General features: G+C 68.4%; 17 protein-coding genes, 1 pseudogene and 1 riboswitch. Of the genes and pseudogenes, 13 read left to right on the forward strand and 5 right to left on the reverse strand.

All coding sequences use genetic code 11. The features are described 5' to 3' along the window. Window positions 1-7: 7 nt before the first annotated feature. Window positions 8-1459, forward strand: coding sequence for a PLP-dependent aminotransferase family protein (locus IB225_RS16065; RefSeq protein ID WP_192312358.1), 1452 nt, complete (start codon window positions 8-10; stop codon window positions 1457-1459). Window positions 1460-1465: 6 nt separating this feature from the next. Here the strand turns inward: IB225_RS16065 and IB225_RS16070 are convergent, their stop codons facing one another. Continuing rightward, complete coding sequence (locus IB225_RS16070) at window positions 1466-2380, reverse strand: AEC family transporter (RefSeq protein ID WP_192312360.1); 915 nt, start codon at window positions 2378-2380, stop codon at window positions 1466-1468. 130 nt (window positions 2381-2510) lie between these two features. Between IB225_RS16070 and IB225_RS16075 the strand changes: the two genes are divergently transcribed. From IB225_RS16075 to IB225_RS16095, 5 genes are all read left to right on the forward strand, one after another. Then, window positions 2511-3170 carry an alpha/beta fold hydrolase gene (locus IB225_RS16075; RefSeq protein ID WP_192312362.1) on the forward strand — a complete coding sequence of 220 codons (660 nt, stop codon included), beginning with the start codon at window positions 2511-2513 and terminating at the stop codon, window positions 3168-3170. Continuing rightward, complete coding sequence (zapE, locus tag IB225_RS16080; RefSeq protein ID WP_192312364.1) at window positions 3170-4321, forward strand: cell division protein ZapE; 1152 nt, start codon at window positions 3170-3172, stop codon at window positions 4319-4321. The genes IB225_RS16075 and zapE overlap by 1 nt, the downstream gene beginning before the upstream one ends. Window positions 4322-4325: 4 nt before the next feature. Beyond that, on the forward strand, window positions 4326-5102 hold the full coding sequence (locus tag IB225_RS16085) for an NAD-dependent deacylase (RefSeq protein WP_345776632.1): 777 nt from the start codon (window positions 4326-4328) through the stop codon (window positions 5100-5102). A 164-nt stretch (window positions 5103-5266) separates the two neighbouring features. Beyond that, complete coding sequence (locus IB225_RS16090; protein ID WP_192312366.1) at window positions 5267-5701, forward strand: hypothetical protein; 435 nt, start codon at window positions 5267-5269, stop codon at window positions 5699-5701. 75 nt (window positions 5702-5776) lie between these two features. Next, the gene (locus IB225_RS16095; protein ID WP_192312368.1) at window positions 5777-6448 is read left to right on the forward strand and encodes a hypothetical protein; all 672 of its coding nucleotides are present in this window, start codon (window positions 5777-5779) and stop codon (window positions 6446-6448) included. A 144-nt stretch (window positions 6449-6592) separates the two neighbouring features. On the opposite strand, the gene IB225_RS16100 is transcribed toward IB225_RS16095, so the two are convergent. Genes IB225_RS16100 through ompR form a run of 3 tightly spaced genes read right to left on the reverse strand, consistent with a single transcriptional unit; the run spans window position 6593 to window position 9509 of the window. Continuing rightward, window positions 6593-7501 (reverse strand): alpha/beta hydrolase, encoded by a 909-nt coding sequence (locus IB225_RS16100; protein WP_192312370.1) that lies wholly within the window; start codon window positions 7499-7501, stop codon window positions 6593-6595. Between the two features lie 26 nt (window positions 7502-7527). Beyond that, window positions 7528-8793, reverse strand: a complete 1266-nt coding sequence (locus IB225_RS16105; protein ID WP_192312372.1) for an ATP-binding protein — start codon at window positions 8791-8793, stop codon at window positions 7528-7530. Continuing rightward, entirely contained in the window at window positions 8790-9509 is a 720-nt protein-coding gene (ompR, locus tag IB225_RS16110; RefSeq protein ID WP_192312382.1) for a two-component system response regulator OmpR, read from the reverse strand. Before ompR ends, IB225_RS16105 begins: the two co-directional genes overlap by 4 nt. Window positions 9510-9701: 192 nt before the next feature. Here ompR and IB225_RS16115 point away from each other — a divergent pair, with 192 nt between their 5' ends. From IB225_RS16115 to IB225_RS16140, 6 genes and pseudogenes are all read left to right on the forward strand, one after another. Then, the gene (locus IB225_RS16115; protein WP_192312384.1) at window positions 9702-10226 is read left to right on the forward strand and encodes a hypothetical protein; all 525 of its coding nucleotides are present in this window, start codon (window positions 9702-9704) and stop codon (window positions 10224-10226) included. A gap of 109 nt (window positions 10227-10335) precedes the next feature. Then, window positions 10336-10605 (forward strand): annotated as a pseudogene (locus IB225_RS20560) (hypothetical protein); the annotation flags it as partial. 33 nt (window positions 10606-10638) lie between these two features. After that, window positions 10639-11502: a sterol desaturase family protein gene (locus IB225_RS16125; protein ID WP_192312388.1), complete on the forward strand. Its 864-nt coding sequence runs from the start codon at window positions 10639-10641 to the stop codon at window positions 11500-11502. Between the two features lie 78 nt (window positions 11503-11580). Further along, window positions 11581-12945, forward strand: a complete 1365-nt coding sequence (locus IB225_RS16130) for a VOC family protein (RefSeq protein ID WP_192312390.1) — start codon at window positions 11581-11583, stop codon at window positions 12943-12945. A gap of 132 nt (window positions 12946-13077) precedes the next feature. Continuing rightward, a riboswitch (cobalamin riboswitch) is annotated at window positions 13078-13297 on the forward strand. Between the two features lie 274 nt (window positions 13298-13571). Continuing rightward, window positions 13572-15908: a ribonucleoside-diphosphate reductase subunit alpha gene (locus tag IB225_RS16135; protein WP_225583976.1), complete on the forward strand. Its 2337-nt coding sequence runs from the start codon at window positions 13572-13574 to the stop codon at window positions 15906-15908. Window positions 15909-16227: 319 nt separating this feature from the next. Then, a complete protein-coding gene (locus tag IB225_RS16140) occupies window positions 16228-17247 on the forward strand; it encodes a ribonucleotide-diphosphate reductase subunit beta (RefSeq protein WP_192312394.1) in 1020 nt (339 codons plus the stop codon). Between the two features lie 237 nt (window positions 17248-17484). Here IB225_RS16140 and IB225_RS16145 read toward each other — a convergent pair whose 3' ends face one another. After that, on the reverse strand, window positions 17485-19533 hold the full coding sequence (locus IB225_RS16145) for a S9 family peptidase (protein WP_192312396.1): 2049 nt from the start codon (window positions 19531-19533) through the stop codon (window positions 17485-17487). Window positions 19534-19765: 232 nt separating this feature from the next. On the opposite strand from IB225_RS16145, the gene IB225_RS16150 reads away from it, so the two are divergent. Next, window positions 19766-20173, forward strand: a complete 408-nt coding sequence (locus IB225_RS16150) for an acyl-CoA thioesterase (protein ID WP_192274141.1) — start codon at window positions 19766-19768, stop codon at window positions 20171-20173. Window positions 20174-20280 lie beyond the last annotated feature (107 nt).

Raw genomic sequence — 20280 nt, forward strand, 5'->3', positions numbered from 1 at the left:
TGGCCCCATGGAACGCATATTGGCTCCGGACCGTCTCGCCACCCTGGTCGGCGACTTCCCGCGCACGCCCGCCTACCGCGGCCTGCGCCAGGCCCTGCAGGAACTGATCGGCGACGGCCGCATCCCGCTTGGCACGCGCCTGCCCAGCGAGCGCGCCGTGACCGCGGTGCTCGGGGTATCGCGCAATACGGTGACGCGCGCCTATGCGGACCTGGTGGCCGCCGGCTTCGCCACCGCGCGACAGGGCGCCGGCACGTACGCCGCGGTGCCGCTCGACCGCCGGCGCGCGCACGACCACGCGCTGCATGCGGTCGGCGTGGCGGCATCGCAGGACGGCGCGGTCGACCTGAACTGCGCGGCGGGCGGCGCCACGCCCGGCGTCGCCGCAGCGTATGCGCGCGCACTGGACGCGCTGCCCGCCTATCTGGCCAGCGATGGTTACCTGCCTTCGGGCCTGCCCGCACTGCGGGCGCTCATCGCGACGCACTACGTACAGCGTGGCCTGTCGACCACGCCGGAGCAGATCGTCATCACCTCGGGCGCGCTGTCGGCCATCGCCATCATCGCGCGGGCGCTGACGCGTCCCGGCGATCGCGTGATGATCGAATCGCCGGTGTACTCGAACGCGATCGAGGCGTTGCGCCTCGGCGGCGCGCGGCTGGTCAGTGCACCGATGGCCGATCCCCTCGGCGACGAGGGCTGGGACGTGGCCGCGATCGAGGCGACGTTGCGGCAGACTGCACCGCGGCTGGCCTACCTGATTCCCGATTTCCAGAATCCCACCGGTTTCCTGATGGGCGAGGCGCAACGCGTGCGCTATGCCGCCGCACTGCGCGCGACGCGCACCACCGCCATCGTCGACGAGACGCTGCAGTCGACCTGCCTGTCCGACACGCCGATGCCGACACCGTTCGCGTTGCATGCGCCGGACGCGTTCACCGTCGGCAGCGCGTCGAAGCTGTGCTGGGGCGGCCTGCGCGTGGGCTGGATCCGCGCACCGCGCGACGCAGTCGACCGCCTGATCGCCACGCGCGTGCAGATGGACCTGGGCAGCTCGCTGTTCGACCAGCTGGTGGTGGCGGAGATGCTCGCCGCGGACGATGTGCTGGCCACGCGGCGCGAACAGCTGCGGCAGCGACGCGACGCGCTCGCCGATGCGCTGCGCGAACACCTGCCCGACTGGCGTTTCCGCCTGCCCGACGGTGGTCTGTCGCTATGGGTGCGCGTGCCGCACGGCAGTGCCACGCAGTTGGCCACCGAGGTCGAGCGCAAGGGCGTCTATCTGGCGCCCGGCCCGGTCTTCAGCGTGGAAGGCGGCGCGGACACCTGGTTGCGGATTCCGTACGCCAAACCGGAGGACACGCTGGTGCGTGCGGTGAAGGCGATGGCGGAGACGTGGACGCAGTTGCCGCGCGAGTCCACCGCACGGCGTGGCGATGCGAGGCGGCTGATCGCCTGACGCGGATCACGCGATCCGACCCACGACCCACGCCCACATCGGCAGCGTGACCAGCGACAGCAGGATGCCGTAGCCGACGAGCGCCGCGGCCAGGCGCGGGGCGAGCTGGTGCGAGATCGCCAGCGCGGCGGCAGTGATCATGGTGGGCATGGCGGACTCCAGCACGTTCGCCTGCAACATCTCGCCGGTCATGCCGAAGGCCAGCGACAGCGGGATGGCGAGCGCGGGCATCACCAGCAGGCGCAGCAGCAGGCCGACGGCGAGCGGCTTCACTTCGTCGCGCGGCAGCTTCAACTGGATCGTCAGGCCGACCGCCAGCATCACCAGCGGCAGCATGGCGTCAGCCAGCTTCTGCAGGGCCGACCCGATCCATGCCGGCGGCTGCTCCGGCATCAGCGTCAGGCCGAACAACAGCGCCCACACCGGCGGAAACTTCACGATGCGCAGCATGATCTCGCGCGCCGTCGGCGGCGCGTCGCCGCCGTAGCGCGCCAGCACGTACAGGCCGAACGTCGATAGCAGGATGAAGGCGCCGAACTGGTCGTACACCACCGCATACGGCAGCGCGTGCTGGCCCAGCAGCGCACTGACCATCGGATAGCCGATGAAGCTGCTGTTGCACAGCGCCACGCACAGCAGCAGCACCGCGTGTTCGTCGCGACGGAATTTCAGCAGCCGCGAGGCCAGCGCGACCAGCGCGACGGACGCGGCGGCCAGCAGCCAGGGCGTGACCACCACGCCGAGCAGGGAGGCATCGAGATGCAGGCGCGGCACGTAGGTCAGCACGGCCGCCGGCAGGCAGACGTACAGCACGACGCGGTTGATGACGTCGGCCGCGTTCTCGGGAAACACGCGCAGGCGCGCGAACAGCATGCCGAGCGCCAGCAAGGCCAGGATCAGGGCGAAGGCATCGAATGCCATGGTGCAGCGGGATACGACGTGGGGAGGGCAGGATCGCATACCGCGCCGCGCGATGCCGTTGGGCTTTCGTCGGTAGTGCGTTCCGCCGCCGGTGCCGAACGCACCACGGCACAGGGCTTATCATGGCGGCATGACGAATCCCGCCTTCCCCGCTGCGTCCGGCCCGATCACCCTGGACGGCCCCGATGGGCCGCTCGAAGCCCATGTCGACTGGCCGGAAGACGGCGAGCCGGTGGCGGCGATCACCGCCGTGGTCTGCCATCCGCTGCCCACCGAGGGCGGCACCATGCACAACAAGGTGGTGGTGATGGCGGCGCGCAGCCTGCGCGAACTGGGCGCGGTGACGGTGCGCTTCAACTTCCGCGGCACCGGTGCGTCGGGTGGCCTGTTCGACCACGGCGACGGCGAAGTCGACGACCTGCGCGCGGTGGTGGACTGGGTGCGCGAACAGCGGCCCGGCACGCAGCTGTGGCTGGCCGGTTTCAGCTTCGGCGCGTATGTGTCGCTGCGCGCCACCGAGGCACTGCAGCCCGACGCGCTGGTCTCGATCGCGCCGCCGGCAGGCCGCTGGGATTTCAGCGCGATCACGCCACCGGCGTGTCCGTGGCTGGTGATCCAGGGCGAGCAGGACGAGATTGTCGAACCGCAGGCGGTGTACGACTGGATCGACGGCCTGAAGCAGCCGCCGGAACTGATCCGCATGCCGGAGACCAGCCACTTCTTCCACCGCAAGCTGATGGACCTGCGCGGCGCCATCAAGCACGCGATGAAAGCCTACGTGCCGGCGTGATGACGGACGCGGCACGGGACACGGCACCGACGCCGTCGCAGATCTACGCGCGCGGCGCGGCGCAGGGCCAATGGCAGGACGATCCGGCGCAGCATCCCGCGCTGGCCGAGCTGGACCGCATCCACACGGCGTTGCTGGCGGAGCCTTCTTCGTCCGGATTGTTCGGCCGCCTGTTCGCCAAGCCACCGGAAACGGTGAAGGGTCTGTACTACTGGGGTGAGGTGGGACGCGGCAAGACCTTCCTGGTCGACCTGTTCTACGACAACCTGCCGCTGCCGACGTATTCGGTGTCGCAGAACAAGGCGCACGGGGAGGGCGGCGGCAAGTACCGCACGCACTTCCACCGCTTCATGCGCGGCGTGCACGAGCGCTTGCGTGCGCATACAGGCGAGAGCGATCCACTGGCGAAGATCGTGCGCGAGGTGCGCGGCAAGCTGCGCGTGCTGGTGCTGGACGAGTTCTTCGTCACCGACATCGGCGACGCGATGCTGCTGGCACGCCTGCTGGACCGCATGTTCGCCGAGGGCATCAGCCTGGTGACCACGTCCAACACGGCGCCGGAAAACCTCTACAAGGACGGCCTGCAGCGCGCGGGCTTCCTGCCGGCGATTGATCTGCTGCAGCAACACTGCGTGGTGCTGCGCTCGGACGGGCAGGAAGACTACCGCCTGCGCGCACTGACGCGGTCGCCGGTCTACCGCACGCCGCTGGACGGCGAATCCGACGGCTGGCTGGCGTCGCGCTGGCGCGAGCTGACCGGCGGCGAAGACGCGACCGCGGGCAACATCGAGATCGACAGCCGCAAGATCCCGGTGCGCGGCCGCGGCAAGAGCATCGCGTGGTTCGACTTCGCCGCGCTGTGCGAAGGCCCGCGTGGCACCACGGACTACATCGAGGTCGCGCACGAGTTCAACACCGTGCTGCTGGGCGGCATTCCGACGTTCGATCGCATGAACGAGGATGCGGCGCGCCGCTTCGTCAACCTGATCGACGAGCTGTACGACCGCCACGTCAACCTGGTCTGCACCTCGGCGGCGACGCCGACCGCGCTATACACCGGCACGCGGTTGCAGGGCGCGTTCGAACGCACGGCCTCGCGCCTGATCGAGATGCAGAGCGCCGAGTACCTGGCCGCGCCGCACAAGGCCTGAGCGCGTGGACACGGTGCCTGCCGCGATCACCGACGCGTTGCAGCGGACGATCGCCAATGGCGGCCGCCTCTGCGTGCTGACCGGCGCCGGCATGTCGGCCGAGAGCGGCATCCCCACCTTCCGCGGTACCCACGACAGCCTGTGGTCGCGGTTCGATCCGATGCGCTTGGCGACGGCCGAGGCATGGCGAGAGGATCCCGCGCTGGTCTGGGGCTGGTACCGCTGGCGCATGCAGCTGGTCCGCGATGCACAGCCGAACGCCGGTCATCGCGCGCTCGCGAATCTTGCGCGGCGCGTGACGCTGTCGCTGGTCACCCAGAACGTCGACGACCTGCACGAACGCGGCGGCAGCACGGTCGACGCGCATGTGCACGGCAGCCTCTTTGCGCTGCGTTGCTTCGCCTGCGGCCACACCTGTGACGGCGCGCTCGACGACTACGCGGACGGCCTGCAGCGCGTCGAGCCGATGCGCTGCACGGCCTGCGGCGATCGCATCCGACCGGGCGTGGTGTGGTTCGGTGAACCGCTGCCGGACGATGCGTGGGACGCCGCCACCGAGGCCGCGACGCGCTGCACCCTGATGCTGGTCGTGGGCACGTCAGGGCTGGTGTATCCCGCCGCCGGCCTGCCTGCGCTGGCGCGACGTCATGGCGCCACGGTGGTGGAGATCAATCCGGAACCGACCGCGCTGTCTGCGGAGGCGGACCACGTCTGGCGGGCGACGGCGGCGCAGGCACTTCCCCATTTGATGGCGCAGCTGCCCTCGTTTGACGGCTCCTGATCGCTACGGTGATAGTCGCCAGCAGTGCGGAGAGGTCGTCAATGATCCGATGGGCTGCAGTTGTCTTGTTGGGCGTGTCGCTTTCGTGCGCCACGTTTGCGGCTCACGCTTGCTCTTACCCCGAGCCTCCGACGTTCCGGAGCGCCCTCAAACGTGCGACGGCGGTGTTTGTCTTCCGTCTGGATGAAACCCGGTACCACGAGGAAGGATCCACCGCCCGCAGGGTGTGGGCGGAAGGAAAGATCACGCCCGTGCAGAACCTCTTCGGGAACGCATCGGGCTACAAGCACCTCACGTTCCATAGCACCTGGTGTGGCGGACTCGATCTTGTTGTCGGTCACCACTACCTGATTGCCACCGATGCGAAGGGCGACACGATTCCGCTGGCGGCAGCGGATGGCTCGCTGCTCGATCTCGATGGTTTCTACGATCCCGGGGATCTGAAGGGCAACTTGCGGAGGCCCGAGATCCTGCCGGTTATCCAAGCCATCTACGGGGTCACGCCTCTTCCAGACAACTACCCGCCGGCGTGGATCGCCGGCCGCACAGATGGCACGCCGCCGCCACCGCCACCGCCGCCCGTCAAACAGCCTCGCTGAGGGCACAGGGCGCTCACGCAACGGCTTCACGTGCGGTTTGCCAGACTCTGGACGACTGCCGCGGAGGAGACCACCATGATGTCGATCGCCCGTATCCCGCTCTACGCCGCCCTGGCCGCTGTGCTGTTGGCCGGCTGCCAACGCGCGCCGGAGGAGAAGGATGTCGAAGCCGCCGCGCAGACCGCGGTCGAGATCGCCGATCCGGCACCGCCCGTGACCGGCCGGGAGGCGCCGCAGTTCCAGTTCTCGGACGACGAGATCGGCATTGCGCTGGCGCCCACGCCGGGCTTCACGCTGCATCGCGACTTCAGCCGCAGCTACCTGTCCGACGGCGCATGGAAGACGTTCGCCGCGCCCGACGTCCGCGGCGAACCGCTGGTCGCGCTGGTGCTGGACGGCTCGGACAAGATCACGGCCGCCGAGCTGCGCATCGGCACCAGCACCGACAGCCATGCGGTGGTGACCTGTCTGGATCCGCCGGAGGGCGCGACGACGGAAGAACCCGACGAGGTGCGCATCGACGGCCAGGCGTTCCGCCACTTCCGCGCCGGTGATGCAGCGATGAGCCATTACCAGTCGGTCGATGCGTATCGCCATGTGCGCAACGAGCGCTGCATCGCCATCGACCTGCTGATCACTGGTACGCGTCCGGAGGTCTACGACCCGCCCACCACACCGCCGTTCGATGAAGCGACGGCACGTGCGCGCTTGCAGGAAGCGCTGGGCGCGGTGCGGATTACGCGCTGATAGCGCTGCTCCCTCTCTCCGGATCCGCGGGAGAAGGTCGGGGCAAGGGAGAAGCGCGATGTGAGGTTCTTGTGGGAGCGACGTAAGTCGCGATGGGTGATCGGTAAAGCCCCATCGCGACTTACGTCGCTCCCACACCGAGCACTACTGCAGGTGACGCTGCACGAATGCATCAACGGTGTTCGTGTAGCCGGAAGGCAAGCCAAGCTCGCGATTCACCTCGCCATGCGAGAGATCCTCTGGCAGCACCTCCATCGCCACGCCCAGCGTCTTTGCCTTCTCCGCCATCGATCGCCCCTGCGGACACGCGTCCTTGCGGCGCGAGGAACAGACGAACAGCATCGGCACTGCGTCGCGCGTGAGCTGGTGGTAAGGCGAGGCGGCGATCCAGTCGTTGCGGTCGTTGCCGAACGCACGCTGGTAGACGCCGGGAAACGGCGGGCGCTGCATCGTCTGCGGAACATCCAGCGCACCGCTGTCCACTGAGACCACGCCACGTGGCCTGGTGGCCCCGGCCTCGCGCCACAGCGTCGACGACGCACCTACCAGCGCTATCAGATGCGCACCGGCGGAGTGGCCCATCAGCAGCACGCGCGAGGCATCTCCCTTCCATTCGGGCGCGCGCTTCTGCACCGCCGCCAGCGCGCGGGCGACATCGCGCGCCTGGTCAAGCGGCGCCGTATCCGGCCGCATGCGGTAGTTGGTGGAGACCAGGATGTACCCCTTCGGCAACCAGTACGCGGCCTTGTTCTCGACCACACCCGGATTGTCCTTGTTGCCGTTGGCCCAGCCGCCGCCGTGGACGAACAGGATGATCGGTGCGCTCTTCGGTTGCGCCGGCAGATAGACGTCGAAGCGCTGGCGAGGATCGTCGCCATAGGCGACATCACGCAATGCGCGTGTGCCGGCCGGCAACGTCGGCGTGCGTGCCGCAGGCTCGCGGGAGGCATCGCGCATTTCCTGCAGGCGTTCGCGGAAGGTCTGCGCCGCGAGCGGCGACACGACCGCGATCAGGACACCGGTCAGCAGGCCGGCACGGAGCAACGTCTTCATCGCTTCACCTCGTGGGGACATCGGGATCAACCGGCGCGCAACACAAGCTGCGCGCGCAGGCCGTGGGGTGTATTCGGCAGCAGCCGCAGTTCGCCGCTGTGCTGGCGCGCGACGCGGTCGACGATCGGCAGGCCCAGCCCGCTGCCGCCTTGTGCCTGGTCGTGGACAAAGGGCTGGCGTGCACGCTCGGCGGCGTCCGCGGAGAGGCCCTGGCCGCCGTCGGCGACTTCGACCACCCAGGCCGCACCTTCCGCCCACAGCTGCAACGACAACGGCAACGCGCCGTGCCGCTCGGCGTTGACCAACAGGTTCTCGACCGCGCGCAGCAGCGCCATCGGCTTGCCCGGCAGCAGCGCGTGCTCGGGCAGGTCGACCCGCCACGCCTTCGAGGCGGCGGCGACGGCGTGCCGGCAGATCGCGGCCAGGTCGACGGATTCGCTGCCCTCGTCGCGCCCGTCGCGCGCGAAGGCGATGAACTGGCCGAGGATGGCGTCCATCTCGGCGATGTCGCGGTGCATGCTGCGGGTCAGCTCGGGATCGGTGTCGGGCACCATCTCCAGCGCGAACTGCAGCCGCGTCAGCGGCGTGCGCAGGTCGTGCGAGATGCCGGCCAGCAGCAGCGCGCGTTCTTCTGCGGCGGCGCGCACGTCGCGGCTGGCATCGCCCAGCGCCTGCGCCAGTTCGACCACTTCGCGCGGGCCGCGCGCATGTACTGAGGGGGGCGCATCACCGCGCACGATGGCCGGTGCGGCGGCAGCGAGCTGGCGCAGCGGCTGCACCAGGCGACGGGCGAAGTACGCGGCAGCCAGCCACACCAGCACGACGCAGCCGAGCAGCATCAGCATGGGGAAGCGCCGCGCGCCGGTCATCGGCCGGTCGTACGAGAACGCCACCCACAGCGGTTCGCGCGTCGCCGGCTTCAGCCAGATCACCCGCGAACTCCGGTCCGCGTCGATCCGCAGCGCGCGCCCGGTGCCGAGCGTGTCGCCGGCCTGTTCGCGCAGTTCGCGCAGCAACGGCGCGAAGCGGGGCCGCGCATCCGCGGGTGGCGTGACGCGCACCTCCAGCCCGGCATCGCGCAACTGCTGCACGGTGCGCGCATGCGGCTGGTGGCGATCGAGCGCTTCCACCACTTCGGCGAAACCCTGCATCGCGCGCAGCAGCTGGTCCGCCGCGGGACGTGTCGCGAACTCGCGACCCAGCAGCAGGGCCAGCGCGCCGGCACCGACCAGTACCAGGGCGATCACCAGCACCAACTGGCCGAACACGCTGCGTGGCACGGGCGCCTTCATGCCGCGGTCTCCGGCGGCACGAACACGTAGCCCACGCCCCACACCGTCTGGATCAGCCGCGGCTGGCGCGGATCGTCTTCCAGCAGGCGTCGCAGGCGCGCAATGGTGACGTCCATGCTGCGCTCGAAGGCGTCGTGCTCGCGGCCGCGCGCCAGGCTCATCAGGCGGTCGCGACTGAGTGGCTGGCGTGGATGGCGCAGCAGCACCGACAGCACGGCGAACTCGCCACTCGTGAGCCGCAGCAGCGCGCCGTCGCGGGTCAGTTCGCGCCGGCCGAGGTCGAGCGTAAACGGCCCGAACACCACCTCGCCGCCCTCGGCCTGCGGTGCGCCCGGCACCGGTCGCGTGCGCCGCAGCACCGAACGGATGCGCGCCAGCAGTTCGCGCGGATTGACCGGTTTGGGCACGTAGTCATCGGCGCCGATCTCCAGCCCGACGATGCGGTCGATCTCGTCGCCCTTCGCGGTCAGCATGACGATGGGCGTGACGTCGCCCTGCCCGCGCAGGCGCCGGCAGATGTCCAGGCCGTTCTCGCCGGGCAGCATCAGGTCCAGCACGATCAGGTCGAAGTGGCCGCGGTCGAGCGCCTGCCGCAGCTGTGCGCCGTCGCCCACGCCACGCACGTCGAAGCCCTGCGACTGCAGGTAGCGCTGCAACAGTTCGCGCAGGCGCAGATCGTCGTCGACCAGCAGCAGGCGGGGAGAAGTCTCGTCCATGGAGCCACTATCGCCCGCCGTCGCGACGGCCGGCAAACCCCGACGGCGGCGGCTTTGTAAGCAGATGTTTCAGGCGCCGCTGGCAGACACATCCACTCGCAACCCCGACACACCTGCCGCCGTGGCGCGCCCTACCGTGGTCCTGCCGCCGCGTCCCCGTGCGGCCATCCCCTTCCCGACGAGGATTCCGACATGAGCAAGACCCCGCTGCTGATCGCCACTGCCTTCGCCCTGTGCGCCACCACCCTGTTCGCCGACCATGCCGAAGCGCGCGAACGCAGCCGCGCCGTGCAGCGCACGGCACAGGGCGGCAGCGTCGCCGTCGACCGCAGCAACGCGCGCTTCGACAGCCAGCGCCAGCGCGACTGGCAGGCCGACGGCCAGGGCAATGCGGCCGGTTCGCGCAGCGGCAACATTGCCGGTGCGAACGGCGGCAACGCCGGCTACCAAGGCAGCGCCTACCGCAACGAAGACGGCAGCGCCGGCCGCCAAGGCAGCGCCTACGCCAACGGCCCGAACGGCGGCACCGCCAGCACCAGCGGCGGCATCAGCCGCGACGCCGACGGCAACGTTAATGGTGCCCGCAGCACCACCGCCACCGGTGCGAACGGCAACAGCTATAACGGCAGCACCACGGTCACCGACGGCAGCGTGACCCGCACCGCCACCTGCACGAATGCCAGTGGCGACACCATCGCCTGCCCGCGCGGCAACTGATTCCGTCCCCTCGTGTTTCCTGCAGGCGCGGCGGCCTGGCCCCCCCTCTGCCGCACGGATGCATTCCCGCGCCGCCGCGCCTGCCCTTCTTCCCCACCGGAGATTCCCGATGTCCCGTTCCATCCTGCTTCCGTTCGCCACCGCGCTGTCCGTGTTCGCACTGGCGGCCCCCGCCAACGCACAGCAGCGCACGCTCACCGAAGAGCAGAAAGCCACGCTGCTCGAACGACTGAAGGACGCCGACACCAACGGCGATGGCTTGATCGACCGCGCCGAAGCCGACGCGAAGCTGCCGCGCGTGGCCAAGCGCTTCGACGCGCTCGACACCAACCGCGACGGCAAACTGTCGCCCGAAGAACTGCGTGCGGCCGGCCAGAAGATGGCCGAGCGCGGCGGACGCTGAGCCCACGCGATGGACGGCCTGCGCGCCTTCGCCGGACTGCCGCTACTGCTGCTCGCCCTGGTCGCCGCCGCGGAAGCCGCATGGCTGATGCGGCGTGGACACCGCTACGACTGGAAGGGCTACTGGGCTTCGCTAGGTGATGCCGCCGGGCGTGCCGTACTCGGGCTGGTGATCCAGGGCGGCGTGGTCGGCGTGCTGCTGTTCGCCATCTGGGAATTCCGGCTGACGACGATCGCGATGGACCAGGCCTGGCACTGGATCGCGCTCTTCCTTGGCCAGGAGCTCTGCTACTACGCGATGCACCGCGCCGACCATCGCGTGCACTGGTTCTGGCTCAACCACTCGGTGCACCACTCGGCCGAGCAATACAACCTGTCCACCGCGTACCGCCTGGGCTGGACCGGCAAGCTGACCGGCGCGGCGGTGTTTTTCGGCCCGCTGGTCTGGCTGGGCTTCCCGGTGCCGTACGTAGTCGGTGCGCTGGCGGTGAACCTGCTGTACCAGTTCTGGCTGCATACGGAGCTGGTGCCGCGGCTGCCGCGCGCCATCGAGTTCGTCTTCAACACCCCTTCGCACCATCGTGTGCACCACGCCAGCAATCCGGAATACCTGGACTGCAACTACGGCGGCGTGCTGATCGTGTTCGACCGGTTGTTCGGCACCTTCCGCGAAGAACGCGCGGACGTGCCACTGCGCTACGGGCTGGTCGAACCGGTACGCAGCTACAACCCGGTGACCATTGCCTTCCATGCCTGGGTGAAGCTGGCCCGCGACCTGCGCCGCGCGCGGGGCCTGCGGCAGATCGGGATGACGTTGTTCGGACCCCCCGGCTACGTGCCAGGCGACACGGACGGCGTCCACCCGGAACGCTGAGAGTGGCCCGGGCCGGCGCGGCCGGCGACAATACGCGCCCCCGGCGGCCCCACGCCGCCCGCCTCCATGCAGAACCCCATGACCGCCTTCGTTTCCCCCGACCGCATCCGCGGCCTGTTCGCCCAGGCCATGTCCGACATGTACCGCACCGAGGTGCCGCTGTACGGCGACCTGATCACGCTGGTCGGCGACATCAACATGGCGACGCTGCAGCGCGACGCCGCCCTGGCCGAGCGCCTGCAGCGCACCGGCGAAACCGAGCGCCTGGACCTGGAGCGCCACGGCGCCATCCGCGTCGGCACGCCGGCCGAACTGGCGATGCTGGGCCGCGTGTTCGCGCTGATGGGCATGCACCCGGTGGGCTACTACGACCTGACCGTGGCCGGCGTGCCGGTGCATGCGACCGCGTTCCGCCCATTGACCGAAGCCGCCCTGGCCGCCAACCCGTTCCGCATCTTCACCTCGCTGCTGCGGCTGGAGCTGATCGGCGACGCCACGCTGCGGGCCGAGGCCGAGGCGATCCTGGCCAAGCGCGACATCTTCACTGCCGGCGCACGCGCGCTGGTGGACCAGGCCGAGCGCGACGGCGGACTGAGCGAAGCCGATGCGCAGCGCTTCGTCGCCGAGGTGCTGGAAACCTTCCGCTGGCATGGCGACGCCACGGTTTCGCTGGAGACCTACCACGCACTGCACGGCCTGCATCGCCTGGTCGCCGACGTGGTCAGCTTCCGTGGCCCGCACATCAACCACCTGACCCCGCGCACGCTGGACATCGACGCCGCGCAGGCGGCGATGCTGGAACGCGGCATCCAGGCCAAGGCGCAGATCGAAGGCCCGCCGCGCCGCGCGGTGCCGATCCTGCTGCGCCAGACCAGCTTCAAGGCGCTGGAAGAGCAGGTCGCCTTCCCCGACGCCACCGGCACGCTGGTGCCCGGCAGCCACACCGCGCGCTTCGGCGAGATCGAGCAGCGCGGCCTGGCGCTGACGCCCGCCGGCCGTGACCTCTACGACCGGCTGCTGGCGGAGGTGCGGCAGGCAGGCGGCGCAGGCAATACGTCGGCGGACTATCCGCAGCGGTTGGCAGCGGCGTTCGTGGCGTTCCCGGACGACGAAACGACGTTGCGTCGCGACGGCCTGGGCTACTTCCGCTACCGCCTGACCGACACCGGCGCCGCATTGCCGGCGTCCGAGCGCGCGGCGATGACGCCGGACGCCCTGGTCGAGGCCGGCCACGCCGTCGTCGATCCGATCGTCTACGAAGACTTCCTGCCGGTCAGCGCGGCGGGCATCTTCCAGTCCAACCTGGGCGGCGGCGAACAGCGCGCGTACGACGCGCACGCCAACCAGGAAGCGTTCGAAGCCGCGCTGGGCAAAACGATCCACGATCCCTTCGCGCTGTATGCGCAGGCGCAGGACGCTTCGATCGCCGCGCTGCGCGGCTGACGGATCTTTCCCTTCTCCCCGCCAGGCGGGGAGAAGGACTCTGCGACGCAATGCGTCGAAACCGTGAAACCCGCATCGCATCGACACCCGCTGTTCCACACAACATTTGGTGTTGACGCCTCCATGACCCCCCACTATCTTGTGGCCGTCGGTTCCGGTGGTCGCAAGCCACGGGATTAAAACGGGAAGCCGGTGACGCGTTCGCGCCACTCCGGCACTGCCCCGCAGCGGTAATTGGGAACGAACCCGCCACCAGCACTGGGGCCTAGCCCTGGGAAGCGGCGGACGTAGGAAGAAGGCTCGCCCTTCGCGCCCATGAGTCCGAAGACCTGCCGACAGCCGCGCGTTGCACACCGCGCGGTGCCGGCCGCGGAATCTCCGGGGGGAGAGGGCTGGTGAAGCAGGGCACGCCGGTCTTCTGTCCGCGCGATCTCGCCTCCTGCGACGCCGCTTCCCCACTGTGATCCTCCATCCGGCCTTGCGCAGCCCCGCGAGGGACGGGCCGCCGCGTGCACCACGCATGGAGGATTCTCGTGACCCAAACCGACACCGCCGTCGCCGACGCCGGCACCACCCCGTCCCAGAAGGACGCGTTCGCCCTGACCCCGCCGCCCACCGCCACCGCGATGAGCGTGACCAAGCGCAATGGCGGCCGCGAGCCGGTGGACCTCAACAAGATCGTGCGCGCGGTGCAGCGCAACTGCGAAGGCCTGCACGCCATCGACCCGATGCGCGTCGCCACCCGCACCATCTCCGGCCTGTACGACGGCGCCAGCACGCGCGAACTGGACGAACTGTCGATCCGCACCGCCGCGCTGCTGACCGGCGAAGAACCCGAATACAGCCGCCTGGCCGCGCGCCTGCTGGCCGGCTACATCGTCAAGGAAGTGACCGGCCAGGAGATCCACGCGTTCTCGCAGTCGGTCACCCGCGGCCACGAGGTCGGCCTGATCAATGATCGCCTGCTGAACTTCGTGCAGACCAACGCGCGCAAGCTCAACGACGCGCTGGACGCCTCGCTCGACCTGCACTTCGACTACTTCGGCCTGCGCACGCTGTACGACCGCTACCTGCTGCGCCACCCGCACACGCGCAAGGTCATCGAGACGCCGCAGCAGTTCTTCCTGCGCATCGCCTGCGCACTGAGTGAAGACGTGCCGGAAGCGCTGGCGCTGTACCGCCGCATGGGCAACCTGGACTACCTGCCCAGTTCACCGACGCTGTTCAACAGCGGCACCACGCACGAGCAGCTGTCGTCGTGCTTCCTGCTGGACTCGCCGCAGGACACGCTGGAATCGATCTACGCCAAGTACGGCGATATCGCCCAGCTGAGCAAGTTCAGCGGCGGCATCGGCGTCAGCTACACGCGCGTGCGTTCGCGCGGCTCGCTGATCAAGTCGACCAACGGCCACAGCAACGGCATCGTGCCGTGGCTGAAGACGCTGGATTCCTCGGTCGCGGCGGTCAACCAGGGTGGCAAGCGCAAGGGCGCGGCCTGCGTGTATCTGGAAACCTGGCACGCCGACATCGAGGACTTCCTGGAGCTGCGCGACAACACCGGCGACGAAGCGCGCCGCACCCACAACCTCAACTTGGCCAACTGGGTGCCGGACCTCTTCATGAAGCGCGTCGAGGCTGACCAGGAATGGTCGCTGTTCGATCCGCGCGTGGTGCCGGAGCTGACCGACCTGTACGGCGCCGCGTTCGAGCTGGCGTACACGCAGGCAGAAGCGCAGGGCAAGGCGATGAAGACCACCTCCGCGCGCAAGCTGTACGGCCGGATGATGCGCACGCTGGCCGAAACCGGCAACGGCTGGATGACGTTCAAGGACAAGTGCAACGCCGCCAGCAACCAGACCCTGCGCGCCGGCAACGTCATCCACCTGTCCAACCTGTGCACCGAGATCCTCGAGGTCACCTCGGCCGAAGAGACCGCGGTGTGCAACCTGGGCTCGATCAACCTGGGCCGCCACTTCGATGACGATGGCTGGTTCGATTTCGACAAGCTGGCCGAAACCGTCCGTCTGGCCGTGCGTCAGCTGGACCGCGTGATCGACCTGAACTTCTATCCGATCGAGACCGCGCGTCGCGGCAACCTGCGCTGGCGCCCGGTGGGCCTGGGCTGCATGGGTCTGCAGGACGTGTTCTTCAAGCTGCGCCTGCCGTTCGACAGCGCCGAAGCCCGCGCACTGTCGGCGAAGATCGCCGAGACCATCTACTTCCATGCGCTGGAGACCTCGGTGGAACTGGCGCAGGAACGCGGCCGTCATCCGTCGTTCGCCGACACGCGTGCCGCCCATGGCGAGTTGCAGTTCGACGCCTGGAACATCACGCCCGAGAACGTGGAACGCTGGGACGCGTTGCGCGCGCGCATCAAGGAACACGGCCTGCGCAACTCGCTGCTGATCGCGATCGCGCCGACCGCGACCATCGCCTCGATCGCCGGCTGCTACGAGTGCGTGGAGCCGCAGGTGTCCAACCTGTTCAAGCGCGAGACGCTGTCGGGCGACTTCCTGCAGGTCAACCGCTACCTGGTGGGCGAGCTGAAGAAGCTGGGCCTGTGGACGCCGGAAACGCGCGACGCGATCAAACTCGCCGAGGGTTCCATCCAGGGCATCGCGCAGATCCCGGACACGCTGCAGCAGGTCTACCGCACCGCGTGGGAAATCCCGATGCGTTCGCTGATCGACATGGCCGCCGGCCGTGGCGCCTTCATCGACCAGTCGGCCTCGCTCAACCTGTTCATGGAAAGCCCGAACATCGGCGCGATGTCGTCCATGTACATGTACGCGTGGAAGCAGGGCATCAAGACCACGTACTACCTGCGTTCGCGCCCGGCGACCAAGATCGCCAAGACCACGGTCAGCACCGTCGCCGCCGCCGAGCCGAAGCGCGAGTACACCCCGACCGAAGCCATCGCCTGCTCGCTGGAGAACCCGGAAGCCTGCGAGGCCTGCCAGTAACCGCCCCCCTGCGTCGGCTCCGGCCGACGGACCCTGGAACAGGAACATGGATGTTCCCGGCGCATGGAGGCGCCAGCTTCTTATTAGAGCCCCTCTCCCACCGGGAGAGGGGTTGGGGGCGCCTTGATAGCCGTTGCGACTCAATGATGTTGAGCGAGCCGCAGCGAGTCATGAAGGGCGGCCACCGGCTGTTCACCACTTCCACTCGCTGTGGCTCGCTTTGCAATACAAGTACCGGATAAGCGACTGCGGCACCCCTCATCCGCCCTTCGGGCACCTTCTCCCGGCGGGAGAAGGGGAACCACGAGAACACCGCACCATGTCCGCACAACCCAAGCAGATGCTGCTCGATCCCGGCTTTGAACTGACGCTGCGCCCGATGCGCTATCCGCAGTTCTATGACATGTACCGCGACGCCATCAAGAACACGTGGACGGTGGAAGAGATCAACTTCCAGATCGACATCACCGACCTGCACTCGAAGATGACGCCGGCCGACCGCCATCTGATCCACCGGTTGGTCGCCTTCTTCGCGACCGGCGATTCGATCGTGTCGAACAACCTGGTGCTGAACCTGTACCAGCACCTCAACGCGCCAGAAGCGCGCATGTATCTGTCGCGCCAACTGTACGAAGAAGCGCTGCACGTGCAGTTCTACCTGACCCTGCTGGACAACTACCTGCCCGACCCGTCGGAGCGCTTCAAGGCGTTCGCCGCGGTGGAGAACATCCCGGCGATCAAGAAGAAGGCCGACTTCTGCTTCAAGTGGATCGACAGCATCCAGGACCTGAAGCGCATCGACACGCGCGAGCAGCGCCGCCAGTTCCTGCTCAACCAGATCTGCTTCGCCGCCTGCATCGAAGGCCTGTTCTTCTTCGCCGCGTTCGCCTACGTGTACTTCTTCCGCTCGCGCGGCCTGCTGCCAGGCCTGGCCAGCGGCACCAACTGGGTGTTCCGCGACGAGAGCTGCCACATGGAGTTCGCGTTCGAGTGCGTGCGCACCGTGCGCGAGGAAGAACCGGACCTGTTCGACGACCGCATGCAGCAGCAGGTCTACGACATGCTGGAAGAGGCGATCGAATGCGAAGTGCAGTTCGCCGAGGACGTGCTGTCCGGTGGCGTCGCCGGCATCTCGACCCGCGACATGCGCCAGTACCTGCAGCACTGCGCCGACCAGCACTTCGCCAAGCTCGGCATGCCCAAGCGCTACGACGTACGCAACCCGCTGCCCTTCATGGAGCTGCAGGACGTGCAGGAACTGACCAACTTCTTCGAACGCCGCGTCTCGGCCTACCAGCTGGGCGTGCAGGGCGAAGTGGGCTTCGACCACGCGTTCTGAGGCGTTGCCCCGTCGCACATACTGGGGCGAGTAGGATGCCGGATGTCAGGTGTGGGAGCGACGTAAGTCGCGATCGTAGCGATGAAGCCGTCATGACGCTGCACCGTCACGGACTGCATCAGCCATAGGCATTTTAGTATCGAGGGCCCGCCAGACAAGCGGGCCCTTCGTTCGTGCGTTCGCGACTTACGTCGCTCCCACACCTGTTGCCCCGCACGCCGCGACCAACGGCCCGAGCTACTTAGCCTTGTGCCGGTTGAAGAAGTCGACCGGCGCCAGCACCGACTGCAGCCACTGGCTGGGCCGACCCATGCCGTGACCCGCACCGGGCAGGCGGACCATTTCGACCTCGACGCCACGCAGTTTCAGTGCGCCGAACATCTGCTCGGTCTGGCTCATCGGCGTGCGGTAATCCTGTTCGCCGGTGATCAGCATGGTGGGCGTCTTCACCTGGCCGGCCAGGCTGTAGGGCGAGCGCGCGAAATAGAGATCGGGCTTGTCCCACGGCGCGGCGCCCATCCAGTGCTTCATGAAGAACGACGGCAGGTCGGCGGTGGTGACCTGGTCGGTCCAGTCCACGACCGGTCGCAACGCGACGGCCGCGCGGAACTTGTCCGGTTCCTTGCCGATGCCCCACAGCGTCAGCACACCGCCGCCGGAGCCGCCACCGATGAAGAGGTTCCTGCGGTCGACATACGGGCGCTTGGCCACTTCGTCGACGATCGACATGAGGTCGTCGTGGTCCTGGCCCGGGTAGGCGTTGGTGATCGCGTTGGCGAAGCGCTCGCCGTAACCGATCGAGCCGCGTGGGTTGGCGAACACCACGATGTAGCCGGCGGCCGCGTAGAGGCTGTGGGTGATCGAGAAGAACGGGCCGTAGTCGCTGTTCGGTCCGCCGTGGATGTCCAGGATCAGCGGATAGCGCTTGTTCGCGCTGAAGCCGGGCGGGAACGCGACCCAGCCCTGCACCGGCAGGCCGCCGGCACGGCTGCTCACGGTCACCTCTTCGATCCGTGCGGCATTTTTGCCGTCGGCCCACGCCCGGTTGAAGTCGATCGCGCCGCTTTCACCGTGGCCGCGGCTTACGCCCAGGCCGGCGGGGCGGTCGGTGAAGCTGGAGGTGTAGGCGAACGTGCCCTGCGCGGCCGAGAACTGGCCGCCCGACGAGGGCAGGTAGAGGCGCGTGCCGCCGACGGTGTCGACGACCCCGGTGCGCGCACCGGTCGTCGCATCGATGGTGGCGATACGTTGCACACCCCGGTCGTAGTACAGCGTATGCAGGGCGGCGCTGTCTTCGCGCCACATGATCCCCGCCACCGGACGATCAAGGTCGGCGGCCAACGCGTCCACCGAGGCGCCTGGTGCCGGCGTGGTCGTCCACAGGCGCGGCATGTCGTAGAACTCGGTCGACGCCTCGCTGCCGACGAAGGCGATGCGGCGTCCATCGGGCGAGACTTCCGGTGCGTACTCGCTGCCGGCGCGCGAGGTCAGTCGCTGCTTCTGGGCTTTGCCGGCGACGTCGTACAGATAGAGGTCGCTTTCGCGCGGACCGTTGATCGGATCGGCGGTGTAACTGCCGACCACGTGCCGGCCATCGGGCAGCCAGGCGATGCCGCTGCTGTCGATCTGATTGGTGTCGCCACGGGTCATGCGGGTGACCTTGGCGCTTGCCACCTCCACCGCATAGAGATGGCTGGCGCCGGGCTTGATCTCGCCGGCGCCATCGGCGCGCCAGAACAGGTCGGTGATGATCTTGGCGTCGGCCGCCGCTTCGGCACCCTTCGGCTTTTCCGGCATGCCGGGGATCGTGGCGGGCTTGGCTTCTTCCCGACCGATGAAGGCGATACGCGACCCATCGGGCGACCAGCGCAGGCCACCGGGCGACAGTTCGCCTGTCGTCACCGGCTGGCCCACGCCGTCGGCCAGCGCCATCACGAAGACCTGCGGCTTGTCGATCGACGTGGCGACGTAGGCGATGCGACCGCCATCGGGCGAGAACACGGCATCGCGCGGACCCACATCGCGCGCCACCAGCAGGCGCCGGTCGACGATCGCACCCTGGTCGTCCAGGTGCGCGAGCCACAGCTCGCCGGTGCGGCGATCCTGTGCCTGGTCGAACGCGGCGCGGGTGAACAGCACGCGCTTGCCGTCCGGTGCGACCACGGGATTGGTCACCATCGAGAGGACGTAGATGTCTTCCGCTTTCATCGCCTCCTTCGCGGAGACCGGCGTCAGGGAAACAAGGGCGAACGTCGCGACCAGCGCGGAAAGGGCATAGGGCTTCATGCCTGAAGACTAACCGTGGGCGAGCGAGCGGTGCAATGCGACGCTGGTCGATGCGTGGTGGTGCTTTCTGTGGGAGCGACGTAAGTCGCGATCGCCTCGACCGCAGGCCATCACCCTTCCTTGCACACAAGGCGATCAGGATGCTTCTCCGCATCGCTTCGCGACTTACGTCGCTCCCACAACATCCATCGCGCTATCCTCCCGCCGGGAGTACGCACACCGGAGCACCACCATGACCGATCTGCCCAATGCCGAAGCACGCCCCACCGAGGCGCGCCTGCTGCACATGGTCTTCCCCGACCACACCAACCACCTGGGCACGCTGTTCGGCGGGCAGGCGCTGGCGTGGATGGACATGTCGGCCTTCATCGCCGCCTCGCGCTATGCGCGCACGACCGTGGTCACCGCGCGCTCGGAGCAGGTGGACTTCAACCAGCCGATCCACAAGGGCGACCTGGTGGAAGTGGTGGCGCGCGTGGTCAAGGTCGGACGCAGCTCGATGAATGTCGACGTGGAAGTGATCACCGAGAACCTGCTGACCGGCGACCGCAAGATCTGTACACGCGGGCACTTCGTGATGATCGCGCTGGACCCGCTAGGCCGGCCGACGCAGGCGCCGCCACTTCCCACTACCGCGTAGGGCGGGCCCTGGCCCGCCGTCGCACAGATCGAACGCCGTGGGATTTGATCGAAGGACGCGCTCCGATGGTTGCCATCGCGAGCACGGAGCATGGCAATGGCGGGCTT

This window comes from Pseudoxanthomonas sp. PXM02 (assembly GCF_014851805.1).
Lineage (GTDB): Bacteria > Pseudomonadota > Gammaproteobacteria > Xanthomonadales > Xanthomonadaceae > Pseudoxanthomonas_A.

What these genes read in the sequence shown, in the direction of transcription:
- IB225_RS16065 (WP_192312358.1), top strand. Translation starts at nt 8, where the DNA reads ATGGAACGCATATTGGCTCCGGACCGTCTCGCCACCCTGGTCGGCGAC.
- IB225_RS16070 (WP_192312360.1), bottom strand. Translation starts at nt 2,380, where the DNA reads ATGGCATTCGATGCCTTCGCCCTGATCCTGGCCTTGCTGGCGCTCGGC.
- IB225_RS16075 (WP_192312362.1), top strand. Translation starts at nt 2,511, where the DNA reads ATGACGAATCCCGCCTTCCCCGCTGCGTCCGGCCCGATCACCCTGGAC.
- zapE (WP_192312364.1), top strand. Translation starts at nt 3,170, where the DNA reads ATGACGGACGCGGCACGGGACACGGCACCGACGCCGTCGCAGATCTAC.
- IB225_RS16095 (WP_192312368.1), top strand. Translation starts at nt 5,777, where the DNA reads ATGATGTCGATCGCCCGTATCCCGCTCTACGCCGCCCTGGCCGCTGTG.
- IB225_RS16100 (WP_192312370.1), bottom strand. Translation starts at nt 7,501, where the DNA reads ATGAAGACGTTGCTCCGTGCCGGCCTGCTGACCGGTGTCCTGATCGCG.
- IB225_RS16105 (WP_192312372.1), bottom strand. Translation starts at nt 8,793, where the DNA reads ATGAAGGCGCCCGTGCCACGCAGCGTGTTCGGCCAGTTGGTGCTGGTG.
- ompR (WP_192312382.1), bottom strand. Translation starts at nt 9,509, where the DNA reads ATGGACGAGACTTCTCCCCGCCTGCTGCTGGTCGACGACGATCTGCGC.
- IB225_RS16115 (WP_192312384.1), top strand. Translation starts at nt 9,702, where the DNA reads ATGAGCAAGACCCCGCTGCTGATCGCCACTGCCTTCGCCCTGTGCGCC.
- IB225_RS16125 (WP_192312388.1), top strand. Translation starts at nt 10,639, where the DNA reads ATGGACGGCCTGCGCGCCTTCGCCGGACTGCCGCTACTGCTGCTCGCC.
- IB225_RS16130 (WP_192312390.1), top strand. Translation starts at nt 11,581, where the DNA reads ATGACCGCCTTCGTTTCCCCCGACCGCATCCGCGGCCTGTTCGCCCAG.
- IB225_RS16135 (WP_225583976.1), top strand. Translation starts at nt 13,572, where the DNA reads ATGAGCGTGACCAAGCGCAATGGCGGCCGCGAGCCGGTGGACCTCAAC.
- IB225_RS16140 (WP_192312394.1), top strand. Translation starts at nt 16,228, where the DNA reads ATGTCCGCACAACCCAAGCAGATGCTGCTCGATCCCGGCTTTGAACTG.
- IB225_RS16145 (WP_192312396.1), bottom strand. Translation starts at nt 19,533, where the DNA reads ATGAAGCCCTATGCCCTTTCCGCGCTGGTCGCGACGTTCGCCCTTGTT.
- IB225_RS16150 (WP_192274141.1), top strand. Translation starts at nt 19,766, where the DNA reads ATGACCGATCTGCCCAATGCCGAAGCACGCCCCACCGAGGCGCGCCTG.